The organism is Streptomyces malachitofuscus, assembly GCF_055571035.1.
Window position 1 is genome coordinate 203,693 of record NZ_JBVIGA010000007.1, and the last position, 15,510, is coordinate 219,202.

The following is a 15,510-nucleotide window of genomic DNA, read 5'->3' on the forward strand; positions in this document are numbered from 1 at the left end:
TCTACGCCGTCAGGGATGTCCGGCCGGACCCGGAGGTCGCGCCGCGGTACCAGTACTCGAGCGTCAGCACGTGCCACAGATGCTTGGAGAAGTCCCGCTGCCCGGCGGCGTCCTCGGCGACGAGCCGCTGGAGCGCGTCGCGGCGCAGGAACCCGGAACGGACGAGTACGCCGTCGTGCACCACCTCGCGCACCAGCGGCGCCAGGTCCCGGCTCATCCACGCCCGCAGCGGGGCGCTGAACAGGCCCTTGGGCCGGTAGACGATCTCCCGGGGCAGCACCGAGGCGGCCGCCTCCTTGAGGACTGCCTTGCCCTGCCGTCCGACGATCTTGCGATGGCCCGGCACGGCGAACGCCGCCCTGACCACCTCGACGTCCACGTACGGCACCCGCACCTCGGTCGACGCGGCCATGCTCGACCGGTCGGTGTACGCGAGGTTCAGGCCCGGCAGGAACATCCGGGCGTCGCCCAGGCACATGCGGTTGACGAAGTCGTCGAGGTCGTTGTCGTCGTAGACGTCCGCGTGCTCGGCCAGCACGTCCTCGACCGCCGGGGCCAGGTCCGGATCGACCAGGGCGAGCAGCTCGTCCCGGTCGTACAGGGTGTAGCTGCGCCGGAACGCGGTCTCCTCCGGCAGATCGGCGAAGGAGAGGAACCGCTTGGCGAAGCGCACCGACCGGTACCCCCGGCGGCTCGTCGCGACCGGCAGCCGGTCCACGACCCGGGACATCCCGCGCCGCAGGGGCCGCGGAACGCGCTGGTAGCGCAGCGCGAGCACGTTGGCCAGATGCTTGCGGTACCCGGCGAACAGTTCGTCGGCGCCCATCCCCGAGAGCATCACCTTGACGCCGGCCTCCCGGGCGGCCGAGCAGATCAGGAACGTGTTGATGGCGGCGGGATCGCCGATCGGCTCGTCCAGGTGGTACGTCATCCGCGGCAGCAGGTCGAGCACGTCCGGAGCGATCTCGATCTCCCGCAGGTCGACGCCGAACCGCTCGGCCACCTGCCGGGCGTAGCGCAGGTCGTCCGGCATCGCCTCGAACCGGGCGTCCTCGGCGCGGAACCCGATCGTGTAGGCGGGGATCCCGGGCCGGTCGCGGGCCGCGAGCGCGGTCAGATAGCTGGAGTCGAGTCCCCCGGAGAGGAAGGCCGCCACGGGAACGTCGGAGAGCAGGTGCCGTCGTGTCGACTCCTCGACGACCGCCGCCAGGTCCGGCTGCGCACCGCTTCGGGCCCGCTCCCTGCCCTCGGCGGCCACGTCCTTCAGACTCCAGTACCGGCCGCGCCGCACCCCGCCGTCGGGCCGGATCCTCAGCCAGGTCCCCGGCGGCAGCTTCTCCGCCCCGCGGTACGCGCACCGGGAGTCCGGCACCCAGTAGTACAGCAGCGAGGCCACCAGCGCCGCGGGGTCCACCTCCAGCGACCCGCCGGTCACGGCGGCGAGCGCCTTGAGCTCGGAGGCGAACACCAGTCCCTCGCCGCGCCGGAGGAGGAACAGCGGCTTGATGCCCAGTTGGTCGCGGGCGAGCACCAGCTCACCGGTCCGCTCGTCGAAGATCCCGAACGCGAACATGCCGCGCAGCCGGGGCAGGCAGTCCGTCCCCCAGCGCCGCCATGCCTCCAGCAGCACCTCGGTGTCCGACGTACCGCGGAAGCGCACACCGGCGGCCGTCAGCTCGGCACGCAGTTCGGGCGCGTTGTAGAGCTCGCCGTTGTACGTCAGGGCGAGGCCGCCCGAGACCATCGGCTGGGCGCCGGTCCCGGACAGGTCGATGACGGCCAGCCGGCGGTGCCCGAGGTGCACCTCGCCGTCACCGGCGGCGTGACTGTACCGGCCCGCCCCGTCCGGACCGCGGTGCGCGAGGGTCTCGGTGAGCCGGTCGGTCACGGCCTTCCCGTCCGGCCACCGGTAGGTGCCTGAGATGCCACACATGTCCTACCGCGCCTCCTGCTCGACGTCCGCGACCCGTGCCGTCCGCACCGGCGTCCGCTCCGTCCCGTTGATCCGGGCCGACCGCTCGCTCCGGCCGCGCGGCGCGGTGTGCGGGACCTCCCACAACGTGCCGTCGGTCCGGTCCCGCGGGTCCGGGTCGATCAGCACCACACCGATCACCGCGATGCGCTGGTCGGCCAGTTGCCGCGCCACGGTGTGCAGCCACGCGGCGCTGCCGTGCCCGGCCCGCACCACCAGCACGGTCCGGGTGCCGAGGTACCGCAGGTCGGTCCACGCGGTGCCCGGCGCCACCGAGCCCACGCCGATCCGGCGCCCGGAGGGCGACTCGACGACACCGGGGTTCCCGGGCTTCGGACGGCGCAGGGGAGTGTCCACGCGTGTCTCGGGCGTCTCCGGGTCGGGGGTGGTGCGGTGGTCCCGGGCCGGCCCGGCGAGGGTGTCTGCCCTGTCGGCCATGGCGGGGTCCGCGGGTTGCGGACGGGGGCCGGGGGGAGTGGCGATGTGGGTGTCGGGTGTTTCCGGGTGGGGGGTGGTGCGGTGGTCCCGGGCCGGCCCGGCGAGGGTGTCCGCCCCGCCGATCACGGCGGGGTCCCCGGGCTTCGGACGGCGCCGGGCGAGCTGTGCGCCGGGCAGACCGTCGACGACGGCCACCGGCTCCGTCGCCGCCAGCGCGCCCGCGAGATCCAGGGCGATCGCGCTCGCGGCGCGCGCACAGCCCAGCTCCAGCAGCGACACCGGTTCCGCGGAGCCCCGCACGGTGCGGGCCAGGGAGGCCGTGAGCCTCGTCCGCGCCGCCCGGACCCTCCGGCGCCGCCACGGCCGTACCGTCCGGCGGGGCAGCTCGGCGAGGACCGAGGCGCCGAGGTTCGCCGCGATCTCCCGGCGCAGCACGGGACGGTCCGCCACGACCGCGCCGACGGCGGCCAGCGCCAGACCGAGCGCCAGGCCGAGGACGAACCCGATCCCGGCGTTGGTCGCGGCGGTCCGGGGCAGGGAGTGGTCCACCGCGCGCGCGGCGTCCACGACCTGCGTGCCCGCGACCAGCCGGGGCGTGCCCAGGCTCGCCTCCTCGGCACGCTGCGCGAAGTCGGTGATGCGGGAGGTGAGTTCGGCCCGCCGGGCGAACAGCGACTCGAGGTTCGCCGACGCCTCCGGGCCGTCTGCCGACGGTCCGTCCCCGATCTCCTCGTTGATCCGGGCGAGTTCGTCCCGCAGCTCGTCACGCCGGCCGAGCAGAGCCTCGGCCTCGGCGTCCGCGGCCTGTCGTATCCGCCGCACGTGGTCCGCGACGAACGCGTCGGCCAGCGCCTCGGCGCGGGCCACCGCTTCCGTGTCGCTGTCGCCCGTCACCTCGATCCGCAGCAGGTTGTTGGTCAGGCCGGTGCCCCGGTAGTCGCGCATGAAGTCCCTCGGGCTCTCCGGGGAGCCGAGGTCCCGCAGGGCCCGGTCGGCGATCCGTGTGGTCTGCAACAGCGCGGCATCGGTGCGGATGAGCGTTCCGGGGTCACTCGGCTGATCCCCCTCGTGCGCGACCAGCACCGTGGTCACCGCGGTGGGCGGCGGCGGCATCAGGACCGCCACCGCCGCGCCGGCCAGCAGTCCCAGCAGCGCCGTCGCACACCAGATGCGGCGGCGCCTGCGCACCGCGACCACCAGCGCCTGCAGGTCGAGGAGCGGCGCGGCCGCCGACGACTCCGGCGTCCTGTCCGTTGTCACGCCGGACCTCCCCTCGCGTCGCCGCCGCCCGCGAGCGCCGGTGCGGCGGGCGGCGCCGACCGGCCGGCGGTCCGCGCCGGACGGGCCCGGACCGTGCCGGCGACGACGACGCCGACGATCTCGTGTCCCGCGTCCGCGCAGGCCCCGGCGACACCGGCGAGCTCACCGGCGGTCCAGCCGCCCGTGCCGAGCACGACCAGGGCGCCGGACTCGTCGTCGCGGTCCGGCAGCGTGGGCCGGTCCACGGAAACCTCGACCACCCGCAGCGCAGGATCGCCGGCGGCCTCGTCCACGAGCCGCGCGGCGGCCCGGCGGGCGACCTCGTCGCCGTCCGGCACGACCACCAGCACCTCACGCCCGGAGGACGGCATCCGGTCCCTGAGGCGGGCGCACACCCGCCGGTGGCGCAGCTGCCTGGAGGCCTCGTCGCCCGAGGCCCGCGGGGCCGGGACGTCCCACGGGACGTCGACGCCCAGCAGCCGACGGATCCGGGCCCGCCTGCCCCGGGCCTCCGGTGCCCGGACGGACCGTTCGGCGGGCACGTCCACCGTGCCGAGCAGCGAGGAGCCCAGCGCCGCGGCGATCTCCGGTTCGGTGCGCAGCCGACGGCTCATCCGTGCGGCGGCGAGATGACCGACGACCGTGAGCAGGAAGAACAGCAGCGCCCCGGCGAGGACGAGGTGCAGCCTCGTGGGCGGTGCCTCGCCGTCGGGCCGGGCCGCCGGCCCCATCACGACCATGTTGGCCCTGTTGAGCGCAGGGTCGGCCTCCTCCAGCTTCTCCATGGCCTCCTGCAGCGTGGTGCGCAGCTTCTCGAGCTCGGTACGGCCCTGGACGCTCTCCACGCTCCGGCCCGGATCGGCCGCCTCGGCCAGGTCGGTGATGCGGCGGCTGGTCTGCAGGACCGTCCTGCGCAGTTCCTCGGGCCGCGCCGCCGCGTCGGGGTCGGCGGTGTCGCCCGCGAGCCGCGCGGCGAACGCGACGTACTCCTCGGCCACCCGGTCGGCGAGCCGCTGCGCACCCTCCGGGGTGTCGGCCGTGCCCGAGATCTTGACGATGTTCCCGTCGCCGGTCCCGACGCCCACCTGGTCCCGCAGCTCGGTGCCGCTGCCGCCGCCGAGCTGCGCGGCCGCGCGGTCGAGCACCGCCGAACCGGTCACCATCTCCGCCTGGGTCAGCAGTTCGCGTTCCTCCCACTGTCCCGACAGCAGGACCGAGGCCGATGTCGTGTAGCGCGGCGGGAACAGCAGCGAGGCGCCGAGACCGACGAGCGCGCCGAGCACGGTGAGGACGGCGAGCAGCCGCCACCGCCGATGGATCACCCGCCCGACCGTGGCCAGGCGTATCGTGTCGTCGCTCAACGGCGCGGCCTCTTCCCTGTTCTGCTCCGAGGGCCCGCCGCCACCGGGGCCCGGTCACGGCAGGCAGCGGCGTAGGCGGCGAGCAGCGACGTCTGCGAGTGCCGCCAGGAGAGCTCCCCGCTGATCCGTTCCTGGCCGATCCTGCCCATCCGGGCCCGCTGCTCCGGGTCGTCCAGCAGCAGCGCGATGCGCTTGGCGAACTCGGCCTCGTCGTTGGCCGGCGCGTAGAGGGCGGCCTCTCCGGCGGAGACCCGCGCCTCCTTCAGGTCGAACGAGACGATCGGCCGGCCCATCGCCATGTACTCCAGGACCTTGTTCATGGTCGACACGTCGTTGAGCGGATTGCGCGGGTCGGGGGAGAGGCACACGTCCGCGGTGGACAGATGGCGCAACAGGTCGGCGTCCGGAATGCGCCCGGTGAACCGGACCTGGTCCTCCAGCCCGAGCCGCCGGGTCAGTTCGACCATCGCGTCGAAGGCGTCACCGGAACCGACGAACACCGCGTGCCAGTCGGTCCGCCCCACCTCGTCGCGCAGCTTCGCCAGCGCCCGCAGGGCGTAGTCGACGCCGTCCTGCGGGCCCATGACGCCGAGATAGCACAGCAGATATGGCTTGCCGTGCTTCAGCTCCGGTTCGGGCGGCACCGGACGGAACCGGTCGGTGCCGGGGGCGCTGCGCACCACGAAGACGTCCGCCGGACGCCGGCCGCCGCGGCGCACGGCGACGTCCCGGTAGCTCTCGTTGGTGGCGAGCACGACGTCCGCGGCCCGGTAGGTCATCCGTTCCAGCGCGCACACGGCGCGGTACAGCACGTCCTTGCCGCGGCCGAACCGGGAGAGGTACAGCTCGGGCACCAGGTCGTGCTGGTCGAAGACGAACCGCGCGCCGCGCCGCTTGAGCCACAGGGCCGGGAGGAACAGCAGGTCGGGCGGGTTGCAGGCGTGGACCACGTCCACCGGGCCGACCTTCCGGGCCAGCCGGGCCGTGTGCCACAGCGCCGCTCCGTACTCCCGCAGATAGCCGGCCGGCCCTCCGGTGGCCGCGCGCAGCGGGTAGCGGTGGATCCGCACGCCGTCGATCACCGCCTCCGGCTCGGTGTCCCGCTTGCTTCCCCGCGGGCAGATGACGTGCACCTCCCAGCCCGCGTCGCGCAGCGTCGTGCACTCCTGCCACACCCGCCGGTCGAACGGCACCGACAGGTTCTCCACGAGGATCAGAGCGCGCCGGCCCGGGCGGTCGCGGCCGGCGCCGTCCCCGGCCGACGGGTCTGCGAACGATGTGTCACCAGGCAAGGCCCATGTACCCCGGTTCGGCCCGGCGCGCCTCGGCGTCGGGGAGGCGGACGAGATCGACGATCACCGGGGCGTCGCCGTGCGGCAGCGCCGACAGCACGGCCGGGTCCCTGGTCCCCACCAGACACACCTCCGCGTGCTCGAGGACCTCGTCGACGGAGTCCGCGAGCAGCTGCGCGAGGTGCGGCAGCCGGGTCTCGACGTACTCGCGGTTCGCGCCCAGCAGCCGGGACAGACTCACGTGGGAGTCATGGATCTTCAGGTCGTACCCCTTGCCGAAGAGTCTCTCCGCCAGCTCGACGAGCGGGCTCTCGCGCAGGTCGTCGGTGCCCGGTTTGAAGGACAGCCCGAACAGTCCCACCCGGCGCTTTCCGGTCCGCTCGACCAGTTCCACCGCGCGCTGCAGATGGTCGGCGTTGGAGGGCAGCACATGGGCGAGGATGGGCACCGAGACATCGGCCCGCTGCGCCGCGTGGACCAGGCTCCGCAGGTCCTTGGGCAGGCAGGAGCCGCCGAAGGCGAAGCCGGGCCGCAGATAGGCGGGGCTGATGTTCAGCTTGCGGTCGGCCAGGAACACGTCCATCACCTGGTGCGAGTCCACACCGAGCGCCTGGCACACCGCGCCCAGCTCGTTCGCGAAGCCGATCTTGAGACCGTGGAAGGCGTTGTCCGCGTACTTGATGGCCTCGGCCGTCGGGATGGGCACCCGGAACACCTCGCCGGGCAGCCCCTCGTACAGCGCCGCCACCATGTCGCCGCTCGCCGGGTCGAGTTCGCCGATGACGGTCTTGGGCGGGTCGAAGAAGTCCCGCACGCTCGTGCCCTCGCGCAGGAACTCCGGGTTGACGGCGACCGAGACGTCCACGCCGGCCGTGCCGCCGAGGTACTTCTCCAGGATCGGCACCAGCAGGTTCAGACAGGTGCCCGGGAGCATCGTGCTGCGGAACACGACGGTGTGCCGCCCGCCCCGCTCGGCGAGCGCGGCGCCGATCTGCTCGGTGACCCGCTCCAGGTACGTCGTGCACAGGCTGCCGTTGGGTTCCGACGGCGTGCCCACGCAGACGAGCGAGATCTCGCTGTCCCGGATGGCCTCGCGGACGTCACCGGTGGCGCGTAACGCCCCGGTCCGCACCACCTCGGCGACCAGCTCGCCGATCCGTTCCTCGACCACCGGGGCCCTGCCGGCGTTGACCAGGTCGACCTTCACCCGGTTCACGTCCACCCCGACGACCTCGTGCCCCATGTCGGCCAGGCACGCGGCCGACACGCAGCCCACGTAGCCGAGCCCGAACACGCTGACTCTCATGATCCGTTCCTCCCCCCAGGCAGGCCCCGGCGGCCTGCGGTCCGCGCGGCCGTCAGACGACCGCCGCGCATCAGTAGGCGCCCTGCCCGTGGAGCACCGCACGCAGCGTCTTCCACAAGATCACTGTGTCCAGGGCGAGCGACCAGTCCTCCACGTACCGCAGGTCCAGCCGGACCGCCTCCTCCCATGACAGGTCGCTGCGCCCGCTGATCTGCCACAGGCCGGTGAGCCCGGGTTTGACCAGCAGCCGCCGCCGGATGTCCGGGCCGTAGGCGGCGGATTCCTCCGGCAGCGGGGGCCGCGGACCGACGAGCGACATCGATCCGGTGAGCACGTTGAAAAGCTGCGGGAGTTCGTCGACCGACCAGCGGCGCAGCACCGCTCCCACCCGGGTCACCCGCGGATCCCGCCGGAGCTTGAACAGTGGTCCGGCGCCCTCGTTCCGGTCGGCCAGCGCGGCACGGGCCCGGTCGGCCCCGGCGACCATGGTGCGGAACTTGAGGATGGTGAACTCGCGGCCGTCCTTGCCGACCCTTCGCTGACGGTAGAAGACCCCGCCCCGGCCGGTCGTCAGCACGAGCAGTCCGACGCACACCATCAGCGGCGCGAAGAGCAGCAGCAGGACCGCCGCGCCCAGCCGGTCGACCACCCCTTTGACCACCCGGCGGCCCCCGGTGAAGGCCGGCATGCTGACCCGCAGCAGCGGGATCCCGAGCACCGCGTCGACGTGCAGCCGCGGACCGGCCACCTCCATCAGCACGGGCGCCACGATCATCTCGGCGTCGCTGCCTTCGAGGCTCCAGGCCAGCCGCCGCAGCCGGTGCGGTGACCAGTGCGGATCCGGTGTGACCGCGACGACACGGTAGCCGTCGCGGTGGACGTGGTCCGCCACGTCCGTCAGCCGGCCGACGACCGGCACCCCGTCCAGCCGGTCACCGCCGAGCCGGTGACCGTCCGGGGTGCACACGGCGTCCACCCGCCAGCCGAGGTGCGGGAACTTGCGGGTCCGGGTGATCAGGTCGCGCACGGTGTCGGGGCTCCCGGCGGCGAGCACCGGTCTTAAACACCGCCCGTCCTTGCGCTGCTTGTGCAGCCACAGACGCAGCAGATACCGCGCGGTCATGGTGACGATCGCGATCGCGGGGACCGCGACGAAGATCCAGAGCTTGATGTTGCGCGAGGTGAGGGCGATCCCGCCGAGCGCCAGGACGACGGTCGCCGCGAACAGCGAGCGACCGAGCCGGCGGAACTCCTCGGCCCCCTGACCGAGCACGGCCGGGGCCCACGACCGGCTGACGGCGAGCGCCCCCAGCACCAGCAGCCAGGTCCCGAAGGCTAAGATGCCCCATTTCTCATGCCAGTTGGCCGCGTCCCGGGCCCCGAAGAAGTTACCGATCGCCGAGACGACGACGGCGGTGGTCACGCTGTCACTGGTGATCACGGTACGGCGGTACCGCTGCTCCCAGTCGCTCGCGGGTTGGCCGATCTCCCCGTTCGCCAGACGCCCGCGCGCCGACGGAAACGGGCTGACTAATCCCCCTTGCCGCACAGAACCCCCCAGGTCCCCCTCGGGAGGCCCCCGCCCCCCGAACATGACATCCCGGTGTTTCAGAGGTGCTCGTACAACTGTCCCGGCGGCGGCGCAGGTGCCGCCCCGCCGGACGTGCGAGGTGCGTGGAACTCGATCATCCCCATGTGCGGTGCCGGGGACGCGACTGCTGGCTTTCGGTGGCGCCGGACCTAAGGACCGGTAACGGTCGCCTCGTGCTCGAACAGCTGAAGCACGGTCAATCTAGACCATGGAGGTCAGTGTTGAAGAGGGGTTGTGTGGAAAATGTGTTGAAGGTTCGAGCCAGATGTACCGGCCGGTGGCCCCGCCGGGCCGAGGGGAGCCCCGTGCTCCGGTGATGTCCCCGGCGGCGTTCAGCCCTGCCGGCCGCTCGCGGGGCCCTTCCACACGGTGACGTATCCCTTGAATGTCGGGAGTCCCTCGGGGCCCTCTCCCGGTACGATCTCGGTGATCTGCGCCTCCGCGACGCTGTCGTTGCTGGTGATGGCGCACAGGATGGTGCCCACCTTCACCTGTCGCCCCAGGCGCAGTTCGGCGGCGGGCAGCGGGTGGGACAGGACGGCTGTCTGCTGTTCCTCCGTGCAGACGGTTTTCCGCTCCCCGACGACCACGAGGATGCTGCCCAGCCAGCCGTCGGAGTTGTAGACGAGTTCCGCCGGTCCGGGAAGCGCTCCGCGCTCCATGTGCGTGGACCGGGGCACGTCCAGATCCAGGTGGGTGGCTCGGTCGCTCCCCGGGGGCGGGGCGAACGTGAAGGGTTTGTTGGCGAAGACCAGCCGGTAGCCCGGTGGGGCATGCGGCACGGCGCGCCCGCCGTCGGCGTCGTCCTGCGCCGGCCGCTTCGACGCGTCCGGCTGTGTGGCGGACGGGGCGCCGGTGCCGGGCCGCCCGGTGCCCTCCGTCCGGTCGGTGCCCTCCCGCCACATCGACGCGACGGCCACGGCCGCGCCCGCCACGGCGAGTACGGCGAGTGCGGCGGTCAGTACCCGTACACGTCGTGCCGGCGACGCCTGTTCCGTACGGTGAGGTGCCGGGGGCATGAGCGGGGGCGGCCCGAAGCCGGCGGGCACGGGTGGCGGCGGCAGGGGGCCGGCCGTCCGCGAAGGCGAGGCGAGCCTGGCCACCTCCGTCTCCAGCGACGCCACGGCGGAGGCGACGGGGCCGGGGAGCCAGTCGCCGAAGTCGGTCAGTGGACGCCCGGCCGCGTCCTCGCACAGCGCCGCCAGTTCCGCCGCGTCCGGCCGGTCTCCGGGGTCGGCGGCGAGCGCGGCCCGCAGGACGCGTCGCACGGGCCCGGGACAACCGTCGAGGAGGGGCGGGCGCGTGTCCGTACCGGCGATCGCCGCCGCGACGGCCACGCCCTCGTCATCCCCGTACGGGTGGTGTCCGGTTGCCGCCACCGCGGCCAGCAGTCCCAGGGAGAACACGTCGCTGGGCGGCCCGGGCTCCCGGCCGCGCGCCTGCTCCGGTGACATGAAACGCAGCGTGCCCACGAGGCCGCCGGTGACCGTGAGGTTGGTGGAGTCGGCGGAGCGCGCGATGCCGAAGTCGATCAGCCAGGGGCCGTCCGCCCCGAGCAGGACGTTGCCGGGCTTGACGTCCCGGTGCACGTATCCGGCGGTGTGCACGGCCTGCAGCGCCCGCGCCACGCACCCCGTGATCTGCAGGACGGTCGCGACCGGGAGGCGACCGTGCGTCTCGAGTACGGAGCCCAGGTCCGGGCCCGGCTGGTAGGCGGTGGCGATCCAGGGCTGTTCGGCGTCGGTGTCGAAGTCGAGTACGGGAACCAGGTGGTATCCGGCGACCTTCCGGGCCGCCTGCGCCTCCCGCGCGAAACGGCGCCGGTAGTGGGCGTCCTCGGCGTGCTCCCGCCGGATGACCTTGAGCGCGACCGGACGGTTCCCGCGCGTGCGCGACAGATAGACCGTCCCCATGCCGCCCTCACCGAGACGGGCGTACAGCGGATAGCCACCGATCTCCCGGGGATCGCCTTCCCTGAGCTCCTCCGGTCCGCCCGCCAGCCGCATTCCGCACCCGCCTCCCCCGACCACCAGACCTGCCCGCAGCCTAACCAGCCCCCCGGTCCGGCACATGGGTACGAGAACTCATTCCCCATGCTCAACCGGCGAGGCGTTGGGGCTATCGCTCGGCGCCGGTCGCGGGAGGGGACTCGGACCCGCGGTGGGAGCGGGGAGGGGCTCGCGCGCCTTCCTCCGGGCGAGGCCTCGCCGCACTCCCGCGCCGGGCGACCGCGCGGCGCTCGGCGTGGTCGGCGGCTCGCCCGAGCGTGAGGCGACCCTGCTCGGCCCCCGCCGGTTCCACCCTGTTCTCCCGGACGGGGCCCGCGCCCCAGGGTCGCCGGGGTCGTGGCGTCCGGACGCCACTCCTGCCGGCGTGGATCCCGTCCGGCGGTGTGGGCGACCTCGTCGGGCGGGGGGTGGAGCGTACGAACGTACGCTCCTCTCTGTAGGCTCCTCCGTATGACTGTCGACCTAATGCAGCAGCCCACCCTGGCCGACCGGCGGGCCCGGGCGGCCGTGGCGGTGCTGTTCCTGACCAACGGCGCCCTGTTCGCCAACCTGCTGCCGCGGTATCCGCAGATCAAGGACGACCTCGGCATCGGCAACGCCTCCTACGGCCTGGCCGTCGCGGCGTTCCCGACGGGCGCCCTCGTGGCCGGTCTGGCGGCGGGGGTGCTGGTCCGCCGGCTGGGGTCGGCGCGCGTCGCCGTGCTCGGCACCCTGCTGACGGGCGTGGGAACACTGGCGGCCGGTCTGGCGGGCTCGGTGGCCCTGTTCGCGGCGGCGCTGTTCCTCGCCGGGGCCATGGACGCGATCACGGACGTCGCCCAGAACGCGCACGCCCTGCGGGTGCAGCGCCGCTATGGGCGCAGCATCATCAACTCCTTCCACGCCATCTGGTCCATCGGCGCGGTCACCGGCGGCGCCATGGCCGCCGGGGCGATCGCCCTCGACCTGTCCCGGGGGCAGCATCTGCTCATCTCGGGAGTGCTGTTCGGCGTCGCCGCGTGCGTCGCGCTGCGCTACTGCCTGCCCGGACCCGACACGGAGCCGGCCGCAAAGGAGGACGCCGCCGGGGACCTCGATCCGCGGCAGCCGGGCGGTGAGGCCACCGCGTCACGGCGCACCGCCTACGTGCTGGCCGCCCTCGTCCTCATCGCCACCGCCGGCACCCTCGTCGAGGACGCCGGCAACTCCTGGGCCACGCTGTACCTTTCCGACTCCCTGAACGCGTCGGTGACGCTGGCGGCCTGCGGGTTCATCGCCCTGGTCGGGGCGCAGTTCGTCGGCCGGCTGATGGGCGACCGGCTCGTGGACCGGTTCGGCCAGCGGCAGGTGGCCCGCGCCGGCGGGCTCGTCGCGGCGGCCGGCATGGGGCTGGCGCTGGCCGTGCCCACGGTGCCGGGAACCGTTCTCGGCTTCGCCGCGGCGGGCTTCGGCGTGGCGACCCTCGTCCCCGCAGCGATGCACGAGGCCGACGAACTGCCCGGCCTCAAGCCCGGGTCGGGACTCACGATCGTCTCCTGGCTGATGCGCCTGGGGTTCCTGTGTTCCCCGCCGGTCGTCGGACTCGTCGCCGACGCGACCAGTCTGCGCGTGGGGCTGCTCGTGGTGCCGCTCGCCGGGCTCCTCGTCGTCCTGCTCGCCCCGGTGCTGCGGGCCCGGCGCCCCTGAGCGACGGGCGGCGGCCCGCTGTGGACGCCGCCCGCGTCCGTCGTGGTCGGCGCGGCGCGCCACCCGCGCCGCGTCTCTTGCTGTTAGCGTGCAGTTGCATATCATTGGCAATAAGGCCTGGAGGACGTCGGACATGGCCCTGTACACGCTCCCTGAACTCCCGTACGACTACGCGGCGCTCGCCCCCGTGATCAGCCCCGAGATCATCGAACTGCACCACGACAAGCACCACGCGGCCTATGTGAAGGGGGCCAACGACACCCTCGACCAGCTGGCCGAGGCGCGGGAGAAGGAGGCGTGGGGGTCGGTCAACGGCCTGGAGAAGAACCTCGCCTTCCATCTGTCGGGGCACATTCTCCACTCGATCTACTGGCACAACATGACCGGCGACGGCGGCGGCGAGCCGCTGGAGAAGGACGGCGTGGGCGAACTGGCCGACGCCATCGCCGAGTCCTTCGGCTCCTTCGCCCGATTCAAGGCACAGCTGTCCAAGGCGTCGGCCACCACGCAGGGTTCGGGCTGGGGCGTCCTGGCGTACGAGCCGCTGAGCGGGCGGCTGATCGTCGAGCAGGTCTACGACCACCAGGGCAACGTCGGCCAGGGTTCCACCCCGATTCTCGTCTTCGACGCCTGGGAGCACGCCTTCTATCTGCAGTACAGGAACCAGAAGGTCGACTTCATCGAGGCCATGTGGGAGGTCGTCAACTGGCAGGACGTCGCCCGCCGTTACAGCGCGGCCAAGGAGCGCGGCGAGGGCCTGCTGCTGCTCGCTCCGTGACCGCCCGGCCGCCCGTGCCCGTCCGGCCGGCGGTTCATCCGGCGGCCGCGGGCAGGGGGTGGGCCCGAAGGGCGGCCTGGTACTCCTGGGGGGCCGCCGCGCCGGAGGCCACGGAGAAGTAGAGCTCGGCGAGCTCCGGGTGGTCGGCCAGTAGGCGCAGGTGGGCGAGCTCGTCGTCGCCGAGGGTCAGATCGGCGGCCGCCAGGGTGGCCTCGTAGCCGCCCCGCACGATGCTCCGCAGGGTGGTGGCGTACTCGGCCAGCGCCCGGTCCTGCGCGGTGCCGGGGGCGAGGGTGCCGGCGAGCAACTGGGCCTGCAGGAAGGCGTCGGTGATGCCCCAGGCGGTGATCGAGTCCTTGTGCACGGCGGCGTCACCCACCAGCGCCCACCCCGGGCCCGCGGCCCGCCGGATGAAGTTCCGCTGGTCGCCCGTGCCGTACAGCCGCCCCGACGGTTCGGCCGAGCGCAGCCGCTCGTGGAGCTCGCCGTCGTGCTCGCGGATGGTCTCCAGGTAGACCTCCAGCGGCCGCTGCCGGGCCCGGGCGAACTCCCGCTGGCGCAGGTAACAGGTGACGATGGTGGCGCCGTTGGTACCGGCCGCGCCGACCAGCACACCGTCGGCGTGGGTCATCGTCAGCGTGTTGTCGCTCGGCACGTCCCAGAACGCGTAGTAGGCGCAGCTCTTGGGCGGGGTGCCGGTCAGCACCTCGGCTCCGGCCCGCCGCGCCACCTGCGAGCGCATGCCGTCCGCGCCGACCACCAGGGCGGCCCGCTCGCTCACCCAGCGGCCGCCCGCGGTGCGGCAGCGCACACCGGTCACCCGCCCGTCCGTGAACAGCAGGTCGCCGACCGTGGTGGCGTCCCGGAACTCCGCGCCGGCCGCCACCGCGGCGTCGACCAGCAGCTGGTCCAGCAGGTGACGGCGCGGCGCATAGCTGACCCGCTGCCCGCGCACCGGCCGGCTCGACCCGGTCACGGTGATCCCGCCGGCCCGGTAGGACACCCGCTCCAACGGCGGGCAGCCGGTGGCGCGCAGCCGGTCCAGCAGGCCCCATTCGGCGAGCGCGGCGACACCCGGCAGCTGGATGTACAGGGTGGACAGGGTGTCCTTGGGGAAGGTTGCCCGGTCCAGCAGCAGCACCCTGCGCCCCTGCCGGGCCAGCAGCAGGGCGGTGCCGGCGCCGGCGCAGCGGGCACCGACCACGATCACGTCATGGCCGCTCATCGGTCTCCTGCCGGTCGTGGGCCCACTGGTCCAACTGGTGCAGCACCGAGCTCAGCGGCGGGCAGAGCCAGGCGTCCGACGTGCCGGTGGTCATGCTCGGGCCCGGCTCGGGCGGGACGACCTTGACGCCCGGACGCGCCTCGAGCGCCGCCACGTGTCCGGACAACACGGGGGACTGCCAGCCCCCGGGCGGCAGCGAGGGGGCCACGCCGACCGGGGCGTCGGTGCAGTGCAGCGCCAGCAGGCTGGGGGAGTCCGCCAGGCCCAGCGCCAGCCGGGCGGTGTAGTGCAGGGTCGCCGGCCAGACCACCGCCAGCTCGGCCCAGCGGGACCACTCCACGTGCCGTGCGCCCGCGGTGCCGGCGCCGGGTTCCCAGGTGTCGTCCAGGGCGGGCCGTCCGGCGATCATGTGCAGCGCCTCCTTGCCGACGAACTGCCCGGCCGCCCGCGTCAGCACCACCTGGATCTCCAGCGAGGGCTGCTGCCGCCGCACCCAGAGCAGCTGCGTGGGCGTGCGGGGGCGCCTGGTCGGTGTGCTGGGGCGGGCGGGCGGGGACTGCGGCCGGGTTTGCCGCACCGACCCGAGCCGGTGCGGCGAGCCCGGCCGGTGTGC

The 15,510-nt window shown here is 73.6% G+C and carries 11 protein-coding genes; 2 read left to right on the forward strand and 9 right to left on the reverse strand.

Features of this window, described 5'->3' with window-relative positions; translation table 11 throughout:
• Position 1 precedes the first annotated feature (1 nt).
• The 7 genes from asnB to ACZ44S_RS12970 all read right to left on the reverse strand — a co-directional run bounded on the left by asnB (position 2) and on the right by ACZ44S_RS12970 (position 11,226).
• The gene (asnB, locus tag ACZ44S_RS12940; RefSeq protein WP_466927828.1) at positions 2–1,933 is read right to left on the reverse strand and encodes an asparagine synthase (glutamine-hydrolyzing); all 1,932 of its coding nucleotides are present in this window, start codon (positions 1,931–1,933) and stop codon (positions 2–4) included.
• Positions 1,934–1,936: 3 nt separating this feature from the next.
• Positions 1,937–3,670 (reverse strand): Wzz/FepE/Etk N-terminal domain-containing protein, encoded by a 1,734-nt coding sequence (locus ACZ44S_RS12945; RefSeq protein WP_466927831.1) that lies wholly within the window; start codon positions 3,668–3,670, stop codon positions 1,937–1,939.
• Positions 3,667–5,031, reverse strand: coding sequence for a Wzz/FepE/Etk N-terminal domain-containing protein (locus tag ACZ44S_RS12950; protein ID WP_466927833.1), 1,365 nt, complete (start codon positions 5,029–5,031; stop codon positions 3,667–3,669). The genes ACZ44S_RS12945 and ACZ44S_RS12950 overlap by 4 nt, the downstream gene beginning before the upstream one ends.
• Positions 5,028–6,323: a glycosyltransferase family 4 protein gene (locus tag ACZ44S_RS12955; RefSeq protein WP_466927836.1), complete on the reverse strand. Its 1,296-nt coding sequence runs from the start codon at positions 6,321–6,323 to the stop codon at positions 5,028–5,030. The genes ACZ44S_RS12950 and ACZ44S_RS12955 overlap by 4 nt, the downstream gene beginning before the upstream one ends.
• The gene (locus ACZ44S_RS12960; protein ID WP_466927839.1) at positions 6,313–7,629 is read right to left on the reverse strand and encodes a nucleotide sugar dehydrogenase; all 1,317 of its coding nucleotides are present in this window, start codon (positions 7,627–7,629) and stop codon (positions 6,313–6,315) included. The genes ACZ44S_RS12955 and ACZ44S_RS12960 overlap by 11 nt, the downstream gene beginning before the upstream one ends.
• A gap of 70 nt (positions 7,630–7,699) precedes the next feature.
• Positions 7,700–9,178: a sugar transferase gene (locus tag ACZ44S_RS12965; protein WP_466927841.1), complete on the reverse strand. Its 1,479-nt coding sequence runs from the start codon at positions 9,176–9,178 to the stop codon at positions 7,700–7,702.
• A 374-nt stretch (positions 9,179–9,552) separates the two neighbouring features.
• Entirely contained in the window at positions 9,553–11,226 is a 1,674-nt protein-coding gene (locus ACZ44S_RS12970; RefSeq protein ID WP_466927844.1) for a serine/threonine-protein kinase, read from the reverse strand.
• Between the two features lie 453 nt (positions 11,227–11,679).
• Between ACZ44S_RS12970 and ACZ44S_RS12975 the strand changes: the two genes are divergently transcribed.
• Positions 11,680–12,894, forward strand: a complete 1,215-nt coding sequence (locus ACZ44S_RS12975; protein WP_466927847.1) for an MFS transporter — start codon at positions 11,680–11,682, stop codon at positions 12,892–12,894.
• Positions 12,895–13,027: 133 nt separating this feature from the next.
• Positions 13,028–13,672: a superoxide dismutase gene (locus ACZ44S_RS12980; protein WP_466927850.1), complete on the forward strand. Its 645-nt coding sequence runs from the start codon at positions 13,028–13,030 to the stop codon at positions 13,670–13,672.
• A gap of 34 nt (positions 13,673–13,706) precedes the next feature.
• On the opposite strand, the gene ACZ44S_RS12985 is transcribed toward ACZ44S_RS12980, so the two are convergent.
• Positions 13,707–14,897, reverse strand: coding sequence for an NAD(P)/FAD-dependent oxidoreductase (locus tag ACZ44S_RS12985; RefSeq protein ID WP_466927853.1), 1,191 nt, complete (start codon positions 14,895–14,897; stop codon positions 13,707–13,709).
• On the reverse strand, positions 14,884–15,474 hold the full coding sequence (locus ACZ44S_RS12990; RefSeq protein WP_466927855.1) for a flavoprotein: 591 nt from the start codon (positions 15,472–15,474) through the stop codon (positions 14,884–14,886). The genes ACZ44S_RS12985 and ACZ44S_RS12990 overlap by 14 nt, the downstream gene beginning before the upstream one ends.
• Positions 15,475–15,510: the final 36 nt, after the last annotated feature.

Coding starts and splice junctions, on each gene's coding strand:
- asnB (WP_466927828.1), bottom strand. CDS start 1,933: ATGTGTGGCATCTCAGGCACCTACCGGTGGCCGGACGGGAAGGCCGTG.
- ACZ44S_RS12960 (WP_466927839.1), bottom strand. CDS start 7,629: ATGAGAGTCAGCGTGTTCGGGCTCGGCTACGTGGGCTGCGTGTCGGCC.
- ACZ44S_RS12970 (WP_466927844.1), bottom strand. CDS start 11,226: ATGCGGCTGGCGGGCGGACCGGAGGAGCTCAGGGAAGGCGATCCCCGG.
- ACZ44S_RS12975 (WP_466927847.1), top strand. CDS start 11,680: ATGACTGTCGACCTAATGCAGCAGCCCACCCTGGCCGACCGGCGGGCC.
- ACZ44S_RS12980 (WP_466927850.1), top strand. CDS start 13,028: ATGGCCCTGTACACGCTCCCTGAACTCCCGTACGACTACGCGGCGCTC.
- ACZ44S_RS12985 (WP_466927853.1), bottom strand. CDS start 14,897: ATGAGCGGCCATGACGTGATCGTGGTCGGTGCCCGCTGCGCCGGCGCC.